At 70.9% G+C, this 17,227-nt stretch carries 16 protein-coding genes; 12 read left to right on the forward strand and 4 right to left on the reverse strand.

All coding sequences use genetic code 11. The features are described from left to right. Window positions 1–430 precede the first annotated feature (430 nt). The 4 genes from JOE48_RS26360 (at window position 431) to JOE48_RS26375 (ending at window position 5,856) form a co-directional block, all read left to right on the forward strand. The gene (locus tag JOE48_RS26360; RefSeq protein WP_312893375.1) at window positions 431–2,122 is read left to right on the forward strand and encodes a HAMP domain-containing methyl-accepting chemotaxis protein; all 1,692 of its coding nucleotides are present in this window, start codon (window positions 431–433) and stop codon (window positions 2,120–2,122) included. A 116-nt stretch (window positions 2,123–2,238) separates the two neighbouring features. Next, window positions 2,239–3,135 carry an EamA family transporter RarD gene (gene rarD, locus JOE48_RS26365; RefSeq protein ID WP_210034197.1) on the forward strand — a complete coding sequence of 299 codons (897 nt, stop codon included), beginning with the start codon at window positions 2,239–2,241 and terminating at the stop codon, window positions 3,133–3,135. Window positions 3,136–3,187: 52 nt separating this feature from the next. Further along, window positions 3,188–5,578: a response regulator gene (locus JOE48_RS26370; protein ID WP_210034199.1), complete on the forward strand. Its 2,391-nt coding sequence runs from the start codon at window positions 3,188–3,190 to the stop codon at window positions 5,576–5,578. Then, entirely contained in the window at window positions 5,575–5,856 is a 282-nt protein-coding gene (locus JOE48_RS26375; RefSeq protein ID WP_210034201.1) for a hypothetical protein, read from the forward strand. The genes JOE48_RS26370 and JOE48_RS26375 overlap by 4 nt, the downstream gene beginning before the upstream one ends. Before the next feature lie 122 nt (window positions 5,857–5,978). Here JOE48_RS26375 and JOE48_RS26380 read toward each other — a convergent pair whose 3' ends face one another. Next, window positions 5,979–7,004: a P1 family peptidase gene (locus JOE48_RS26380; RefSeq protein WP_210034202.1), complete on the reverse strand. Its 1,026-nt coding sequence runs from the start codon at window positions 7,002–7,004 to the stop codon at window positions 5,979–5,981. A gap of 88 nt (window positions 7,005–7,092) precedes the next feature. Here JOE48_RS26380 and JOE48_RS26385 point away from each other — a divergent pair, with 88 nt between their 5' ends. Together JOE48_RS26385 and JOE48_RS26390 are read left to right on the forward strand one after the other, a co-directional pair. Then, on the forward strand, window positions 7,093–7,983 hold the full coding sequence (locus tag JOE48_RS26385) for an NAD(P)-dependent oxidoreductase (protein WP_409518648.1): 891 nt from the start codon (window positions 7,093–7,095) through the stop codon (window positions 7,981–7,983). Between the two features lie 316 nt (window positions 7,984–8,299). Beyond that, a complete protein-coding gene (locus JOE48_RS26390) occupies window positions 8,300–8,611 on the forward strand; it encodes a hypothetical protein (protein WP_245252964.1) in 312 nt (103 codons plus the stop codon). Between the two features lie 13 nt (window positions 8,612–8,624). Here JOE48_RS26390 and JOE48_RS26395 read toward each other — a convergent pair whose 3' ends face one another. Further along, on the reverse strand, window positions 8,625–9,488 hold the full coding sequence (locus JOE48_RS26395; protein ID WP_210034206.1) for a S49 family peptidase: 864 nt from the start codon (window positions 9,486–9,488) through the stop codon (window positions 8,625–8,627). Window positions 9,489–9,737: 249 nt separating this feature from the next. Here JOE48_RS26395 and JOE48_RS26400 point away from each other — a divergent pair, with 249 nt between their 5' ends. The 6 genes from JOE48_RS26400 to JOE48_RS26425 all read left to right on the forward strand — a co-directional run bounded on the left by JOE48_RS26400 (window position 9,738) and on the right by JOE48_RS26425 (window position 15,188). Further along, window positions 9,738–10,061 (forward strand): hypothetical protein, encoded by a 324-nt coding sequence (locus tag JOE48_RS26400; protein ID WP_210034208.1) that lies wholly within the window; start codon window positions 9,738–9,740, stop codon window positions 10,059–10,061. Between the two features lie 213 nt (window positions 10,062–10,274). Then, window positions 10,275–13,007 carry a DNA gyrase subunit A gene (gene gyrA / locus JOE48_RS26405; protein ID WP_210036062.1) on the forward strand — a complete coding sequence of 911 codons (2,733 nt, stop codon included), beginning with the start codon at window positions 10,275–10,277 and terminating at the stop codon, window positions 13,005–13,007. Window positions 13,008–13,078: 71 nt separating this feature from the next. Next, window positions 13,079–13,582, forward strand: coding sequence for a pantetheine-phosphate adenylyltransferase (gene coaD, locus JOE48_RS26410; protein ID WP_210034209.1), 504 nt, complete (start codon window positions 13,079–13,081; stop codon window positions 13,580–13,582). 15 nt (window positions 13,583–13,597) lie between these two features. Then, the gene (locus JOE48_RS26415) at window positions 13,598–14,146 is read left to right on the forward strand and encodes a peptidylprolyl isomerase (RefSeq protein WP_210034211.1); all 549 of its coding nucleotides are present in this window, start codon (window positions 13,598–13,600) and stop codon (window positions 14,144–14,146) included. Between the two features lie 7 nt (window positions 14,147–14,153). Beyond that, window positions 14,154–14,651 carry a hypothetical protein gene (locus JOE48_RS26420; protein WP_210034213.1) on the forward strand — a complete coding sequence of 166 codons (498 nt, stop codon included), beginning with the start codon at window positions 14,154–14,156 and terminating at the stop codon, window positions 14,649–14,651. A 78-nt stretch (window positions 14,652–14,729) separates the two neighbouring features. Then, the gene (locus JOE48_RS26425) at window positions 14,730–15,188 is read left to right on the forward strand and encodes a peptidylprolyl isomerase (RefSeq protein WP_210034215.1); all 459 of its coding nucleotides are present in this window, start codon (window positions 14,730–14,732) and stop codon (window positions 15,186–15,188) included. Between the two features lie 140 nt (window positions 15,189–15,328). Here the strand turns inward: JOE48_RS26425 and mobA are convergent, their stop codons facing one another. Next, window positions 15,329–15,943 carry a molybdenum cofactor guanylyltransferase MobA gene (mobA, locus tag JOE48_RS26430; protein WP_312893376.1) on the reverse strand — a complete coding sequence of 205 codons (615 nt, stop codon included), beginning with the start codon at window positions 15,941–15,943 and terminating at the stop codon, window positions 15,329–15,331. A gap of 4 nt (window positions 15,944–15,947) precedes the next feature. Continuing rightward, window positions 15,948–17,096, reverse strand: coding sequence for an Mrp/NBP35 family ATP-binding protein (locus tag JOE48_RS26435; RefSeq protein WP_210034217.1), 1,149 nt, complete (start codon window positions 17,094–17,096; stop codon window positions 15,948–15,950). Window positions 17,097–17,227 lie beyond the last annotated feature (131 nt).

Here is a 17,227-nt window from a genome sequence, read left to right on the forward strand (position 1 = left end):
CCACGGCCGCGAACGCGGGTTGACGAGTTGCCACGCTTCCGTACGGCGTTTGCCGCGTAACATCCACGCCGTCATGCCGGGGCGCCGCAGGCGGGCCCGGACCCGGAGGGGCACGCCGGAAGCGGGCAATCCAGATCCGCCGACCGTGCCATGCCGTGCGCGCGCCACGGATCTGGATTCCGGGCCCTGCTCCACAGTCCCGGAATGACGGGATGGCCCCTCCGCGCTGGGGCCAAGCCTTGTTAACCCGTGTTCGGAGCGCTGGCTTCACGCACTGACAGTTGACAGGCCGAGAAAAATCGCAATCTCAAGATTAAGATGCCTGCATTTCGGTCTCAATGTTGATGTCATTCGTCCCAGTCGTGCGATTTGCTATCGACGCCGCCGTACCCCGGCACATAGGCAATGCTCGTTTCGGAGCCATTCGTCTGTGCGGCGCAACTTCAAAATCACCATCGCCTTCAAGATCGCTTTCGCCTTCGCGTTCATAGCCGCGAATGCGATCGGCTACCTCTGGTACATTTCCAGCCGCATGGTCGCAGCCGACACGGCCTACAGCGCCTATCTGGCCAACGATGCCACGGCGGCCACGATGGCGGCACGGCTGGGACGCGTCGTCTATCAGATGAGCTACGTGGCCTTCCGCGCCCTGGGTGAGGCCGATCCGGACGAGTCGGACCGCGTCGGTGCCGCCTTCGAGCCGCTTCCCGCCGAAGCCGCGATGCTCCTCGACGGCGCGCGCCGGAATGCACCGGCCTTCCACACCCAGACCGGCCGGATCGCGGACCTGCTCGACACCTACGCCGTGCTCACCGGCGAGATGTGCGCCATGGCCAAGAAAGGCATGAGTGCCCAGGCGCTGACGCTCGCGCACAAGCGGGTGGATCCGCTCCAGAAGACGCTGTTCGCCGAACTCGATACCTTCGTGGGCGATCTGAGCGCGTCGATCCGCACGGGCTCCGAGGGCTTGAGTGCGGAGACACGCACGACCGTGTTCTGGGCCATCGGCGTGTCGGCAGGCGGTATCGCCGCCAGCATCCTCATCGGTGTGCTGGTGGTGAATGTCGGTGTCGCGCGCCCGCTCGGCCGGCTGACGGCCGCATTGAAGACCATGTCGGCGGGGCAGCTCGACATCGAGGTCCCGGAGGCGCGGCGCGGCGACGAGATCGGCGCCATCGGCGAGGCCGTCGAGGGCATCAAGGCCCTGGTTGCCCGGACGTCCGCCGAGCAGGCCGAGAGCCAGCGGCGGACGGATGAGGCGGCGGCCGCCGATCGCAGCCAGACGCGGCTGCGGCTCGCCGCGGATTTCGAGGACATTGTGGGCCGGATCATCGGCCTCGTCGCCGGTTCGGTCGCGACCTTGCAGACGGTCGCCCGGACCATGACCGAAACCGCCGCGCGGGCCGCCGACCAGTCCATCTCGGTCGCGGGCGCCGCCGAGGAGGCCGCGGCCAACGTCAGCACGGTCATGGCCGCCGCCGAGCAGCTCGGTTCCTCCGTCGCGGAGATCGGCCGGCAGGTCGGCGGCTCGGCCAAGCTCGCACAGAACGCCGTCTCGGAAGCCGACCGGACCGCGTCCCTGGTCCAGGATCTCAGTGCCGCCGCCACGAAAATCGGCGCGGTGGTCGCGCTGATCGAGGGCATTGCGAGCCAGACCAACCTGCTGGCTCTGAATGCCACGATCGAAGCCGCACGCGCCGGAGAGGCCGGGCGGGGCTTCGCCGTCGTGGCGGGCGAGGTCAAGGATCTTGCCGGGCAGGCCGCCCGGGCGACGGGTGAGATCACGGGGCAGATCGGCCGGATCCAGCGCGCGACCGATCAGGCTGTCGCGGTGATCGCCTCGATCACCGCCCGGATCCGCGAGATCGACGCGGTCGCAGCAGGCATCGCGGCCGCGGTCGAACAGCAGGGGGCGGCCACGCGGGAGATCGCGCGCAACGTCGCACAGGCCTCGGCCGACACCCGTGCGGTCACCGCCACCACGACCGGCGTTGCCAAAGCCGCCGGCGAGACGGGGACGGCCGCCGGTCAGGTCCTGGCCTCCGCCGCCGCGCTGGCCCGGCAATCGGAGGAACTCGGCAGCGCGGTCCGTTACTTCCTGGCCACGATCCGGGCCGCCTGAGGCCCCCAGGCGTGCGCCGGGATGGCAGACCTGCGCCGCCGTCCCTGACAGGCGCCAGCCGCCTGCGCTAAAGGCTTCGGACCCGGCCGCCCATCCGGGTCGACCGGGAGGAACCCGTGGGCCTCGTCTACGCGCTCGCCGCCTACCTGAGCTGGGGCCTCCTGGTCCCGGTGCATTTCCGGATGCTCGGGGCCTACAGCCCGAACCACATTCTGGCCGAGCGTATCGTCTGGTCCAGCCTGTTCGCGGGTGCGCTGGCGCTGATCCTCGCGGCCCGCCACCACCTGGACCTGCCGCGGCCGCTGCGGCGGCGCCACGCCCTGCTGCTGCTCTCGGCGGCGATGATCGCGGTGAACTGGCTGCTCTACCTCTATGCGATCAGCAGCGGGCATCTGCTCGATGCAAGCCTGGGCTACTACATCAATCCACTGGTCAGCGTCGCCCTCGGGCGGGTCGTGCTCGGCGAGCGGCTCAGGCCGATGCAGATGGCGGCCGTCGGCATCGCGGCGGCGGGTGTGGCGATCGCGGTGGGCTGGGCCGGCGAATTGCCGCTGCTGTCGCTCTCCCTGGCGGTGTCCTTCGCGCTCTACGGGCTCGCGCGGAAGGTCGCCGCGGTCGACGCCCTGGTGGGCTTCCTGGCCGAGACGCTGCTGCTCCTGCCCGGGGCGATCCTCTGGCTCGTCCTGACCGCCGAGCCGTTTCTGCCCGCGGCGCCGTCGGACCGGGCTCTGCTGATGCTGACGGGGCTCACCACCGCCCTGCCGCTGATCTGGTTCGCCGCCGCGGCCGTCCGCCTGAAGCTCACCACCCTCGGCCTGTTGCAATACGTGGCGCCGACCTGCCTGCTCGGCCTGAGCGTGCTGGCCTACGGCGAGCGCGTCGAGCCGCACCGGGCCCTGATGCTCGCGCTGATCTGGGTGGCGCTCGCCCTCTACAGCATCGACGCCCTGCGCCTTCGGCGCAGCCCGGAGGCCGGTCCGGTCCGGTCGGATCCCGACACGATGCGTGTATAAGGAATACCGGTAAGAGCCGCCGCGGGGCGGATGACAGGATAGCGCGTGGCCGATGAGCGAGACTGAGGGCGGCGCGCAGGCCGTCACGGATGCCGACTACCGGAACCTCGCCGAGACGCTGCCGCAGCTCGCCTGGATCGCCGAGGCCGACGGCACCATCATCTGGTACAATCAGCGCTGGTACGACTACACGGGCACGACGCTGGAGGAGATGCGCGGCTGGGGCTGGCGCACCGTCCATCACCCCGACCATGTCGCGGCCGTGACCGAGCGCTACCAGGCCGCGATCACGCTGGGCCGGTCCTGGGAGGACACCTTCCCGCTGCGCGGTCGTGACGGGACCTATCGCTGGTTCCTCTCGAAGGCGCTGCCGCACCACGACGCGTCGGGAGGGATCCTGCGCTGGTACGGCACCAACACCGACATCACCGGCCGCCGCACCGTCGAGGAGCGCCTGCGCCATTCCGAGCAGCGGTTCCGGGCGCTGGTGGACGCCTCCGCGGCGGTCATCTGGAACACCAACGCGGCCGGCGAGCTGATGCCGCCCCAGGTCCGGTGGAGCATCTATACCGGCCAGACCGAGGAGGCCTACCAGGGCTGGGGCTGGCTCGACGCGGTCCATCCCGACGACCGGGGTCACGCGGCCGATGCCTGGGCGGCCTGCGTGGAGGCGCGCCAGACCTACGAGGTCGAGTACCGCCTGCGCCGCCACGACGGCGCGTGGCGCGCCATGGAGGTCCGCGGCGTGCCGGTGCTCTCCGAGGACGGCAGCTTGCGCGAATGGGTCGGCACCTGCGTGGACGTCACCGAGCGGAAGGAAGCCGAGGAGACGGTGGAACGCGCACGGCAGGCCGCCGAGGCGGCAAACCGGGCGAAGAGCCAGTTCATCGCCAATATGAGCCACGAGTTGCGCACGCCGCTCTCGGCGGTGATCGGCTATTCCGAGATGCTCGGCGAGGAGCTGGAGGATATCGGCCAGGCCGCGCTCCTGCCGGATCTGCGCAAGATCGAGGCGGCGGCGCGCCACCTCCTGTCGCTGATCAACGACGTGCTGGACATCTCGAAGATCGAGGCCGGCCGCATGACCGCCTCCGCCGAGACCTTCGCGGTGGCGGAGCTGCTCCGGGACGTGTCCGATTCCACCGGCTCGCTGGTGGAGAAGAAGGGCAACCGCTTCGTCCTCGATGCGGGGGCCGGGGAGGGGGCGGTGCTGGGGTCCATGCACCAGGACCAGACCAAGATCCGCCAGTGCCTGCTGAACCTCATCGGCAACGCCGCCAAGTTCACCGAGACCGGGACGATCACCCTGACGGTGCGTCGGCACCGGGAGGGGGCCGCGGACTGGCTGTCCTTCGCGGTGACCGACACCGGCATCGGCATGAGCGAGGAGCAGATCGGGCGCCTGTTCGAACGCTTCGTGCAGGCGGACGATTCGACCACGCGCCAGTTCGGCGGCACCGGCCTCGGGCTCGCCATCACCCGCGCCTTCTGCCGGACGATGGGCGGCGACATCAGCGTCACCAGCACGCCGGGCGCGGGCGCGACCTTCACGGTCCGCCTGCCCGCCATGCTCCAGCCCGAGGACGCGCCGCCGACCGAAGCCGAACCGCACACGCCCGTGGAGCCCCACGAGCAGCACGAGACGGTGCTGCTGGTCGACGACGATCCCGCGGCCCGCGAGCTGCTCCAGCGTTTCCTTGAGCGTGAGGGGTTCCACGTGCGCAGCGCCAGTGACGGACGCGCCGGCCTGACGCTCGCCCGGGCGCTGCGGCCGCGGGCGATCCTGCTCGATGTCGAGATGCCGCGCATGGACGGCTGGGCGGTGCTGCACGCGGTGCGCAACGACCCCGACCTCGCCGGAACGCCGGTGATCATGACCTCGGTCGTGGCCGAGCAGGGGCTCGGCCAGGCGCTCGGCGCCACCGACTATTTCGTCAAGCCGATCGATTGGGACAGGCTCAAGGGCCTGATGGAGCGCTACCGGCCGGAGGCGCCGGGCGAAGCCCGCATCCTCGTGGTCGACGACGACGCGGATGCCCGCGAGCGCCTGCGCCGGTCCCTGGGCCGCGAGGGCTGGACCATCGACGAGGCGGAGAACGGCCGGATCGCCCTCGAGCGCGTCAGCCAGGCGCGCCCGAGCCTGATCCTCCTCGACCTGATGATGCCCGAGATGGACGGGTTCGGCTTCCTGCGGGCGCTGCGCGCGCGGCCCGACGGCGACGTGCCCGTCGTGGTGCTCACCGCCAAGGAGATCACAACGGCCGAGAAGGAGAGCCTGAACGTCCAGGCCGACCGGGTGATCGCCAAGGGCTCCATGAGCCTTGCCGAGATCGGCCGGCAACTGCGGGTGCTCTACGCGCGTTCGGCGAGCGAGCCGGTGCCTGGACAGCTGCAGGGCCTGATCGCGCGGCTCGCGGAGCAGGACGGGGAGGACAGGGCATGAGCGGCGACGGGATCGATCCGGACAAGGCGGTGGCGATCCGCCTGCGGGCGCGGTTGGCGGTGGTGGAGCGGGCGGCGTGGTTCGGCATGGTCCACGCCATGAAGACGCGCCCGGCCGAGACCGAGGCCTACATCACCTCGGAGCGGGCGCGGTGCACCGATGGGTTCGGCAGCGGCGCCTGGGCCAAGGACCTCACCGACGCCGAGCGGACGATGCTCGCCGACGAGGTGGATGCCGGTCTGGCGCAGCTGCTGGAGGATGCGCGCGGGGAGGTGTGAGCCGCCGCTGTTGCGAGCGGAGCGAAACAACCCAGTGTAGCGGCACGCCCTGCGAGGTCGCGCCGCCCTGGGTGAGGTCGCTTCGCTCGCGATGACAGTGTGGGCCGCGTTTGCGCCGGAGCCTAAGACCCCCGAAACACGTCCCTCCATGCGGGCGGCAGGCCGGTCCAGGATAACGGCGGCGCCACAGCATGCCCCGGCAAGCGCGTGGCGGAAAACACCCCGCGCGCCACAGCCCGCGCCAGGACCCGCGCGGCGGCATCGCCCAGACGCGCCATCTCCACCACCGGGTCGGCCACCGGCACGGCGCCCGTGGCGACCGCGAAGACCAGATCGCCGTCCAGCGGCGTATGGGCCGGCACGAGGGCGCGGGCGAGCCCGTCCTGCGCCGCGACCGCGAGGCGCCGGCACTGCGCCTTGGTCAGCGCCGCGTCGGTCGCAACCACGGCAAGCGTCGTGGCGGCGCCCGGAAGCGCGCGCGCGGGGAAGGCGAGGGCCTCTGGGGGCACCCGGGCCGGGGAGCCCAGACCGCCGAACTCGTCGCCCGCCTCGAAGGGCGCGGCCCAGAAATGCGGCCCGTCACCGATCGTCGCGTTGCCGAAGGCGTTCACGGCAGCGAGCGCGCCGACCCGGAACCCCGTGCCGGCCACAAGGGCGGACGCCGACCCGATCCCGCCCTTGAGCCTGCCGGTGCGGGCGCCGGTCCCGGCCCCGACCGAGCCCAGGGCAAAATCCTCAGTCGCGGCCGCTGCGGCCTGGAAGCCCATCTCGCGATAGGGCGGGTAGCGGCCCCACGCCTTGTCGCCGCCGTTCAGGAGGTCGAACAGGATCGCCCCGGGAACGATCGGGACCCGCATGGTGCCGACCGGGAAGCCGCGCCCGGCCTCGGCGAGCCACGCCATCACGCCGGACGCCGCATCGAGCCCGAAGGCCGAGCCGCCGGAGAGGACGAGGGCGTCGATCCGCTCCACGGTGCGCTCGGGATCGAGCAGATCGGTCTCCCGGGTGCCGGGCCCGCCGCCGCGCACATCGACGGAGGCGACCACCGGCGCCTCGAACACGAGCGCGGTGACGCCGCTGGCGACCGCCACGTCGCTCGCGTGGCCGACCCGCAGGCCGGGAATGTCGGTGATGCGGTTGCGCAGCATGCGCCGACCTTGCCACGGCGCGGGAGCGACGCAAATGCGGGGGCGCCGTTGACCCCCGGTCCGGGCTTCCCAGGTTGGCGGGCGACACATCAGCGTCGAGGAGCACGGCATGGACGTCGGATTCATCGGAATGGGGCGTATGGGCCGGGCGATGGCCGCGAGCCTGGCGCGGGCGGGCCACACGGTCCGCGCCTGGAACCGGACACCGGAGGGCGCCCGCGGGATCGACGGGGTCACCCCAGTGGCGAGCGCCGCGGAGGCCTTCGCCGGAGAGGCGGTGATCACGATGCTGGCCGACGATGCGGCATTGGAGGCCGTGATCATCGCCGGCGGCCTGCTCGACCGGGCCGAACGCCCGGGGCTGCATATCGGCATGAGCACGGTCTCGGTGGCCCTGGCCCGGCAGCTCACCGCCGTGCACGGGCGGGCCGGCGTCCCCTACATCTCCGCCCCGGTCTTCGGACGGCCGGACGTGGCGGAAGCCGGCAAGCTCAATATCGTGGCGGCGGGCGAAGCGCCCCTCCTCGACCGGGCCGCGCCCTTGCTGGACGCCATGGGCGCCAAGACCTGGCGCTTCGGCGCGGAGCCCGTCCGGGCCAATGCCGTGAAGCTCGCCGGCAACTTCATGCTGATCTCGGCCATCGAGGCGATGGGCGAGGCCTGCGCCCTCACGCAGGGCCACGGCGTCGCGGGGGCCGACTTTCTCGACCTGATGACCAACACCCTGTTCGCCTCGCCGGTCTACAAGGGCTACGGCGCCTCGATCGCGCAGAACCGCTACGAACCGCCGGGTTTCGGCCTCAAGCTCGGCGCCAAGGACGTGCGGCTCGCCCTTCAGGCCGGGGAGGGCGCGGGCGTGCCGATGCCGTTCGCCAGCGTGCTGCGCGACAACCTGATCGAGGCGATCAGCCATGGCGACGGCGAGAAGGACCTCGCGGCCCTGGCGCGCGTCTCCGCGCGGCGTGCAGGGCAGAGTTGAGGATGGACGCCAACTGTCGCGTTCTAGACGAAGATCAACACGTTCTCTAACCTCACGAAACAATGTTCGTGCGAGCCATAGGAACGGACACAAGTCGACGCGCGCATATTCCTACCCGCCAAGCAAGGCGACCTTTGTCCACGGAGGTCATGATGCTGGCGATGCTCGCGGTGATACTCACCGCGGGCGCCGTCTGGATTACCGTGTCGCGCCGGACGTGGTCGCAGCTGGAGGAGCGGCAGCACAGCAACGGCGGGCAAAACCCGCGAACCCCGGCGCTCGTCCTGGCCGCGCGTGTCGAGGCCAGATCGCCGGCGTGCAGACCTCGACGACGGCGGCCGTGGCGGCCATCGGCCGGATGGGCGAGCCGATGCGGTCGGTCAGCGCCGCCACGGGCGGCATCGCCGCGGCGGTTTCGGCGCAGCGCCCGGCCACCGCCGCGATCTCCGCAACGTCGCCGACACGGCCGGGGCCACCGAGGCCGTCGCGGGCGGCCTCGGTGGCCGGCGCCGCCCGGCGCTCGGCCTGCATGGCCGCCGCCGTCACCGCGGCGGCTCAGACCGTGGACCGCGTGGCGGCCGACCCGGAAGGCGAGATCGACCGCTTCCCGGGGCAGGTTGCGGCGTGAGCGCTCAGGCCTCTCAGAGGCCGAAGCGGGCGAAGGCGGCGCGCTCCTCAAGGGCGGCCAGCGCGCCCTCCGCGAGCCCGCTCCCGATGCCGCCCGGGGCACCGCCGCGGCGCAGCAGGCGGGACAGGAATCCGCCGCGCGCCTCGGCCACGAGACGCAGATCCACCTTGTCGCCGTAGCGCGCCCGCATCGCGGTGCGCACGTCGCCGAGGGCATCGACCAAGCCGAGGCCGAGCGCCTGCCGCCCGGTCCAGACCGCGCCGGTGAACAGGTTCTCGGCCTGCGACAGGGTCGGGCGGCGGGCCGTGACCAGGCCCGTGAACAGGTCCTGGACGTCGGCCTGGATGCGCTTCAGACGCTCCACGTCAGTCGGATCCTCGGGGCGGAACGGGTCGAGCATCGACTTCGCCTCGCCCTGCGTGTGCACCCGGCGCTCGACGCCGAGCTTCTCCAAGAGGCCGTGGAAGCCGAACCCCGCCGAGACGACCCCGATCGAGCCGACGATGGAGGTCGGGTCGGCGACGATCTCGTCGGCCGCGCAGGCGATCATATAGCCGCCGGAGGCCGCGACATCCTCCACGAAGGCGATGACCGGCAGCCGCTTCTCGTCGGCCAGCGCCCGGATGCGGCGGTGGATCAGGTGCGACTGCGCCGGCGATCCGCCGGGCGAGTTGATCACGATCGCCACCGCCTTGGCCCCGGGCATCCCGAAGGCCCGCTCCAGGCTGCCGGCCACGCCTCCGATCGAGAGCCCCGGGCGGATCGGCGACACCGCCCCGATCGTCCCGGAGAGTCGGACCACGGCGACCCGCGGGCGTCGATCCCGGAAGCGGCGCGGCAGGAAGGCACGAAGGGAGTCGGGAAGCGCGAGCGGCATGGGAATCGGACACAAACTCGTCGAAGGGCCCGGCCGGAAGCGGCACGGTGCGGCCTTCCGAAACTGGGCTTTCCGTTGCCGCACGCAAGGGCGACAGGTGGGCCGGGCGGGGCAGGGCAGGGCGGCCCGTCTGCGCAGTCACGACGGATCGAACCGTTTGCCGACCCTGGCGGTTTCTGGCGACGGCGCGAGCCTCGTGCCGGCCCGGATCCGCTGGACTCGGCCGGGCGCTCACATGGGAGAGAAACGATGCGACCCTGGCCTATCCTGGTCCTCCTCGCCGCGCTGCTCGGCGGGCTGGCGAGCGCGCCGGCCCGCGCGGCGCCCCTGCCGGTCCCGGCGACCGCCGAGGCCGCAGCACCCGAACCGGTGATCCAGCAGGCCCGCTGGCACTACCGTCGCCACTGGCACCGCCGCCATCATTGGCATCACCGTCGCCACTGGCATCACCGCCGGCACCATTGGCATCGCCATTACGGATACCGCCGCCACTACGGATACCGCCATCACGGCTACCGGCACCACGCGTTCCGCGGCCGCGCCGTGGGCCACCGCCACCTCACGTTCTACTGAGCAGACCGCCCCGCGTCCCGGCCCGATCCGGGCGGGACGCGGCCCTGCCGGCGCACCTATGGACGACCGCGCTACGACCTTGCAGGCGGGCTCGGAAAACCTTATTTAACCGTCTGATATCACTGCTCTTCCGAGAGGCCGTTCCGGCGCATCGCGCGCCACCCTGGAGCGGTCGTGAGCACCGCCCGTCCGGGCTTCAGAACGGAAATCGACTTGGCCGAGAACGATCCGACTGGCGCAGCCCCGCCCGCCAGCGACATCCGCCCCGTCTCCATCACCGACGAGATGCGCCGCTCCTATCTCGATTACGCGATGAGCGTGATCGTGAGCCGGGCGCTTCCCGACGCGCGCGACGGCCTGAAGCCGGTGCATCGGCGCATCCTCTACTCCGCCTTCGAGTCCGGGCACCTGCCCGAGCGGAAATACGTCAAATCGGCGCGCATCGTCGGCGACGTGATCGGTCTCTACCACCCGCACGGCGACCAATCGATCTACGACGCCCTGGTGCGGATGGCGCAGGACTTCTCCATGCGCCTCATGCTCATCGACGGGCAGGGCAATTTCGGCTCGGTGGACGGCGATCCGCCGGCGGCCATGCGCTACACCGAATCGCGGCTCGCCAAGCCCGCGACCGCGCTTCTCACCGACATCGATAAGAACACCGTCGATTTCCAGCCGAACTACGACGAATCGCGCGAGGAGCCCAAGGTTCTCCCGGCCCGGTTCCCGAACCTGCTGGCCAACGGCGCCGGCGGCATCGCGGTCGGGATGGCCACCAACATCCCGCCGCACAATCTCGGCGAGCTGATCGACGCCTGCGTGGCTCTGATCGACGAGCCAGGCCTGACCATCGAGCAGCTCACCGAGATCGTCCCCGGTCCGGATTTCCCGACCGGCGGCATGATCCTCGGCCGCGCCGGCACCCGCCAAGCCTACGCGACGGGACGCGGCTCGGTGATCATGCGCGCCAAGTCGCATGTCGAGGAGCTGCGCAAGGAGCGCGAGGCGCTGATCTTCACCGAGATCCCCTATCAGGTGAACAAGGCGACGCTGGTCGAGAAGATCGCCGAGCTGGTGAAGGAGAAGCGGGTCGAGGGCATCTCCGACCTGCGCGACGAATCCGACCGCTCGGGCATGCGCATCGTCGTCGAGATCAAGCGCGACGCCATGGCCGACGTGGTGCTGAACCAGCTCTACCGGTTCACCCCGCTGCAATCGTCCTTCGGCTGCAACATGGTGGCGCTGAACGGCGGCCGCCCCGAGCTGATGAACCTGAAGGACCTGCTCCAGGCCTTCGTGGACTTCCGCGAGGAAGTCGTTTCCCGGCGGACCAAGTTCCTCCTCGGCAAGGCCCGCGAGCGGGCGCACGTCTTGTGCGGTCTGGCCATCGCGGTCGCCAATATCGATGAGGTGATCCGGCTGATCCGCACCTCGCCGGACCCGAACACGGCCCGCGAGGCCCTGATGGACCGCGACTGGCCGGCCCACGACATCGCGCCGCTGATCGCGCTGGTGGACGATCCGCGCCACCGCGTCGCCGAGGACGGGACCTATCTCCTGTCCGAGACCCAGGCCCGCGCCATCCTCGACCTGCGCCTGCAGCGCCTCACGGCTCTCGGCCGCGACGAGGTCGGCGACGAGCTGAAGACGCTGGCCGATGAGATCGCCGACTACCTCGACATCCTGCGCTCGCGCGTCCGGATCCAGGGCATCGTCAAGACCGAGCTGGCCGAGGTGCGGGCACTTTTCGCAACGCCGCGCCGGACCGAGATCGTCGATTTCGACGGCAGCGTCGAGGACGAGGACCTGATCGCCCGCGAGGACATGGTGGTGACCGTGTCGCATGCCGGCTACGTCAAGCGCGTGCCGCTCTCGACCTACCGGGCCCAGCGCCGCGGGGGCAAGGGCCGCTCCGGCATGGCGACCCGCGACGAGGATTTCGTCACCCGCCTGTTCGTGGCCAACACCCACACGCCGGTGCTGTTCTTCTCCAGCCAGGGCCAGGCCTACAAGGAGAAGGTCTGGCGCCTGCCGATGGCCGCCCCGAACGCCCGCGGCAAGGCGCTGGTCAACATCCTGCAATTGCAGGACACCTCCGAGCGCATCACCACGATCATGCCGCTGCCGGAGGACGAGGCGTCCTGGGAGACGCTGGACGTGATGTTCGCGACCGCCAGCGGCAACGTCCGGCGCAACAAGCTCTCGGACTTCACCACGGTGAACCGCAACGGCAAGATCGCCATGAAGCTCGATCCGGGCGACCACATCGTCCATGTCGAGATCTGCCGGCCGGACCAGAACGTGCTGCTGACCACGGCGCTCGGCCAGTGCATCCGCTTCCCCGTCGAGGACGTGCGCGTGTTCAAGGGCCGCGATTCCACCGGCGTACGGGGCATCCAGCTCGCCAAGGACGACCGGGTCATCTCGATGACGATCCTGAACGCCTTCGACGCCACCGCCGAGGAGCGTGCCGGCTACCTGAAGATGCGCCGCGCCGTGACCGGCGAGGCTGAGGAGAACGGCGACGCGGAGGCTGAGGACGGCACCGAGGCGGCGGCGATCTCACCGGAGCGCTACGCCGAGATGGGCGCGGCCGAGCAGTACGTGCTGACCCTCTCGGAGCGGGGCTTCGGCAAGCGCTCCTCGTCGTTCGAGTATCGGACCTCGGGACGCGGCGGCAAGGGCATCACGGCGATGCGGGTCAACGCCCGGAACGGCAGCCTCATCGGCTCCTTCCCGGTGGAGGCCTCGGACCAGATCATGCTGGTCACGGATGGCGGCCAGCTGATCCGCGTGCCGGTGGACGACATCCGCATCGTCGGCCGCGCCTCGCAGGGCGTGACGGTGTTCAACACCGCCAAGGACGAGAAGGTCGTCTCGGTGGAGCACATCGAGGGTGAGGACGAGGGCGCCGAAGCCGGCCCGGAGGGCGGCGAGGAGGCGTGAGGCGCGTGCTGGACGGGGTGGTCACCGCCTGAGGTTCCGTCCGGCGCGAAAATGCTCTAGGTCGGGCCGCAATGACCCGCACCGCCCTCTATGCCGGCTCGTTCGATCCGGTCACGAACGGCCATCTCGACGTGATCCGCCAAGCCTGCCGGCTGGTGGATCGCCTCGTGATCGCCATCGGCGTGCATCCGGGCAAGGCGCCGCTGTTTTCCGCTGAGGAGCGCGCCGCCCTGCTCACCGAGACCTGCGGGCCGGTGGCGGAGGCGGAAGGGGCGGCGCTGGAGATCGTCACGTTCAACGATCTCGCCGTCTCGGCCGCCCGGCGCTGCGGCGCCGCACTCTTCATCCGCGGCCTGCGCGACGGCACGGATCTCGACTACGAGATGCAGCTTGCCGGCATGAACGGCGCCATGGCGCCGGAGGTGCAGACCGTGTTTCTGCCGGCCTCGACGCAGGCCCGCCCGATCACCGCGACGCTGGTGCGCCAGATCGCCGGCATGGGGGGGGACGTCTCGCCCTTCGTGCCCGCGGCCGTCGCCGCGCGCCTCCGCCAGCGCTTCGCCGCCCATTCCTGACTTGGAAGGACTCCGATGAATCGACGCCACGCCCTCCTCGCGCTCGCCCTCACGCTCGGCACGGCCCAATCGGCCCGGGCCGCCGATGCCAACACGGTCTATCTCCAGACCAAGGACGGGCGGATCACCATCGAGCTGCGGCCGGACCTGGCGCCCAAGCACGTCAAGCAGATCAAGACGCTGGTCTCCCAGGGCTTCTACAACGGCCTGAAGTTCCACCGCGTCATCGACGGCTTCATGGCACAGACCGGCGACCCGAAGGGCAACGGCACCGGCGGCTCCAGCCTGCCGAACATCCCGGCGGAGTTCTCGCAGTCGGCGCAGTTCCGCCGCGGCACCTTGGGCATGGCCCGCTCGCAGGATCCGAACTCGGCGAATTCCCAGTTCTTCATCTGCCTGGGCGATGCGCCGTTCCTGAACGGCCAGTACACGATCGTCGGCAACGTCACCGACGGGCTCGACGTGCTCGACAAGATCAAGAAGGCCGCGCCCGGTGCGCCCGGCGGCGCGGTTCAGGACCCCGACAAGATCGTCAGCATGACGCTTGCCGAGAAGGCCAAGTAGCGGCCGCATGCCGGGCCGGCGCGCCGCCTCGATCCTGCTGCTGAGCCTGATCCCGGCGGCAGCGGCGGCCTATGACGGCAGCCCCTTCTACGGCTACGCTGTCGAGCCCGGGGGCGCTTATCCCTTGAGCCTGCCGCAGACGCTGCGGGCGACGATCGCTGTGCCGGTTCCCCGGATGGCGACCAGGCCCGCCGACACCCTGGCCGAACTCTATCCGGCGCTCGCCGCATGCTGGCAGGCGCCGGCGGGTCTCGGGGCCCCGAGCGCGGGGTCGGACGATGTCGAGATCACCCTCAGGCTGTCGCTGCGCCGCGACGGCAGTCTGATCGGGCCGCCGCGCGTCACCTACGCGGCCGGCGTCTCCGGGCCGCAGCGGACCACCCTGGTACGCGGGACCCTCGACGCCCTGGCACGCTGCACCCCGGCCCACATCACGCCGGGCCTGGGCCGGGCGATCGCGGGCCGGCCGGTCGCGCTCCGCTTCGTCTACCGCCCGCCGGCCTGAACGCCGGCGACCCCGTCACGGGCGCTGGCCGGATCCGGCGCGCGCCGATACAATTCCATCAACCGGAAGGACAGACCTATGGCTGACAACGAAACCATCGTGCTGGAGACCACCAAGGGCCGCGTCGTGATCGCGCTGCGCGCCGACCTGGCGCCGGGCCATGTCGAGCGGATCAAGACGCTTGCCGCCCAGGGCTTCTATGACGGCGTGCCGTTCCACCGGGTGATCGACGGCTTCATGGCCCAGACCGGCGACCCGACCGGCACCGGCTCGGGCGGCTCGGACCTGCCGGATCTGAAGGCCGAGTTCAACGCCGAGCCGCACGTGCGCGGCACCTGCTCGATGGCGCGGACCAACTTCCCGCACTCGGCGAACTCGCAGTTCTTCATCTGCTTCGACGACGCCCGCTTCCTCGACAAGCAGTACACGGTGTGGGGCAAGGTCGTGGAAGGCATGGACGTGGTCGACACGATCAACAAGGGCGAGCCGCCGCGCTCGCCGGACAAGATCGTGAAGGCGACCGTCGCGGAAGCCTAAGACCGAAGCGATTGTTCGCAGGCCCGAGACCGTCTCCGCGAGACGGTCTCGGGCCTGCGTCTGTGCGAGCAGAGCGAAGCGATCCAGGGGCGTCACGTCGTCAGGTGTGTCGCTGCCCCCGTGATGACGGCGGAACTGCATCACCCACGGCATAGGGCTTCCGCCGCCGCCAGATCCTCCGGCGTGTTGACGTTCAGGAATGGGTCCACCGGCTCGACCGGCCAGGACGCCACTGCGGCCCCGTGGCGCGTGACGAAGGCGCCGACGCGCCGCTCGCCCCGCTCCAGAGACGCGCGCAGGTCGTCGCGCAGGGCTGTCGGCCAAAGGGCGATCGTGTAGTGCTGCCGCGCGCCGGAGGCCGCAAGCGCGATGCCGGTCCGCGATCCGGCCGCGTCGAGGCGCGCCACCAGATCCTCGGGCAGGAACGGCGCGTCGCCCGACACGCTCACCACCCGGGTGACACCCTGCGCGGCGGCGTGCTCCAGCCCGGCGAGGATGCCGGCCAGAGGACCCGGCTGGTCCGGCAGCGGATCCGGCAGGACCGGTCCGGGGAACCCGGAAAACCGCGCCGGGTCGCCGTTGGCGCTGAGCGCCAGTCCCGCACCGCATTGCGGCCCCAGCCGCTCGACCACCCGCTCCAGAAGGGTCCGCCCCCCGAGGCGCAGCAGCGGTTTGTCGCCGCCGCCCATCCGCCGCGCCTGCCCGCCGGCCAGGATCAGGCCCAGGATCGGCTGAGGAACATCCGGCGGCGCCACGGCCTCACTCGAAGACGATCTTCGGCGCCGTCCGCCCGGCCGGCGCGCCGGACAGGTTCGCCCAGAGCTGGGCGGCGATGTCCCGGTACACCTTGGCGTGCGGACCCTCGGGATCGGTCGCCACCACCGGCCGGCCCGCATCCGAGGTCTCGCGGATCGTCATGTCGAGCGGCACCTCGCCGAGGAACGGCACGCCGAGGCGCTGCGCCTCGATCCGCGCACCGCCATGCCCGAAGATGTGCGAGGCGTGGCCGCAATTCGGGCAGACGAAGGTCGCCATGTTCTCGATCACGCCGAGGATCGGAACCGCGACCTTCTTGAACATGGTCACGCCGCGCCGCGCGTCGATCAGCGCGAGATCCTGGGGCGTCGAGACGATCACGGCACCTGAGAGCGGCGTCGCCTGCGCCATGGTGAGCTGCGCGTCGCCGGTGCCCGGCGGCATGTCGACGAGCAGCAGGTCGAGCTCGCCCCAGAGCACGTCGCGCAGCATCTGGGTGATCGCCGACTGGACCATCGGGCCGCGCCAGATCATCGCCGTCTCGGGCTCGATCAGGAAGCCGATCGACATGACCTTGAGCCCGTAGCCGACCATCGGCTCCATGGCCTTGTTGTCGACGACATTCGGCTTACCCGAGAGGCCGAACAGCTTCGGCACGGACGGGCCGTAGATGTCGGCGTCGAGGAGGCCGACCTTCAGACCCTGCGCCTGGAGCGCCAAAGCGAGGTTGCAGGCGGTGGTCGACTTGCCGACGCCGCCCTTGCCGGAGGCGACCGCCACGATGTGGCGCACGCCCGCGATCTGCGGGCCCTGGTTCGGCGGCGCGCCGGGCCGCGGCGGGGCCACCGGCGGCGGCGACACGGGACGCGGGGCGGCGCTGCTCTGGGCCGGGTGGCTCTGGCTGCGCTCGGAGGTGAGGCTCGCGAATACGCCGGAGACGCCCGGCATCTGCAGGACCCGGCCCTCGGCCTGCCGCCGCACCGGCTCGAACCGCTCGGCCTCGCTGGGATCGACCAGGATCGAGAACATCACCCGGTTGCTCGGATCGACCACGACCTGGGAAAGCCGGCCGGAGCCCGGCAGGGTGGTGCCGGCGGCATCGACGGTGACGTCGGCGAGCGCCTTCAGCACGTCGTCGCGGGTGATCGCCAAGATGTCCTCCAGCGGGGCAAGCAGGTATGCCAGTGCATGTAACCAAGCGGGCCCAGAACACCAGACCCCAGGTCCGCATTCGACAGCGGCGCCGATGGCCTGCGTCCCTGTGGACGACTCGGCCGAGCGGC

It is taken from the genome of Methylobacterium sp. PvR107 (genome assembly GCF_017833295.1).
Taxonomy (GTDB): Bacteria; Pseudomonadota; Alphaproteobacteria; order Rhizobiales; family Beijerinckiaceae; genus Methylobacterium.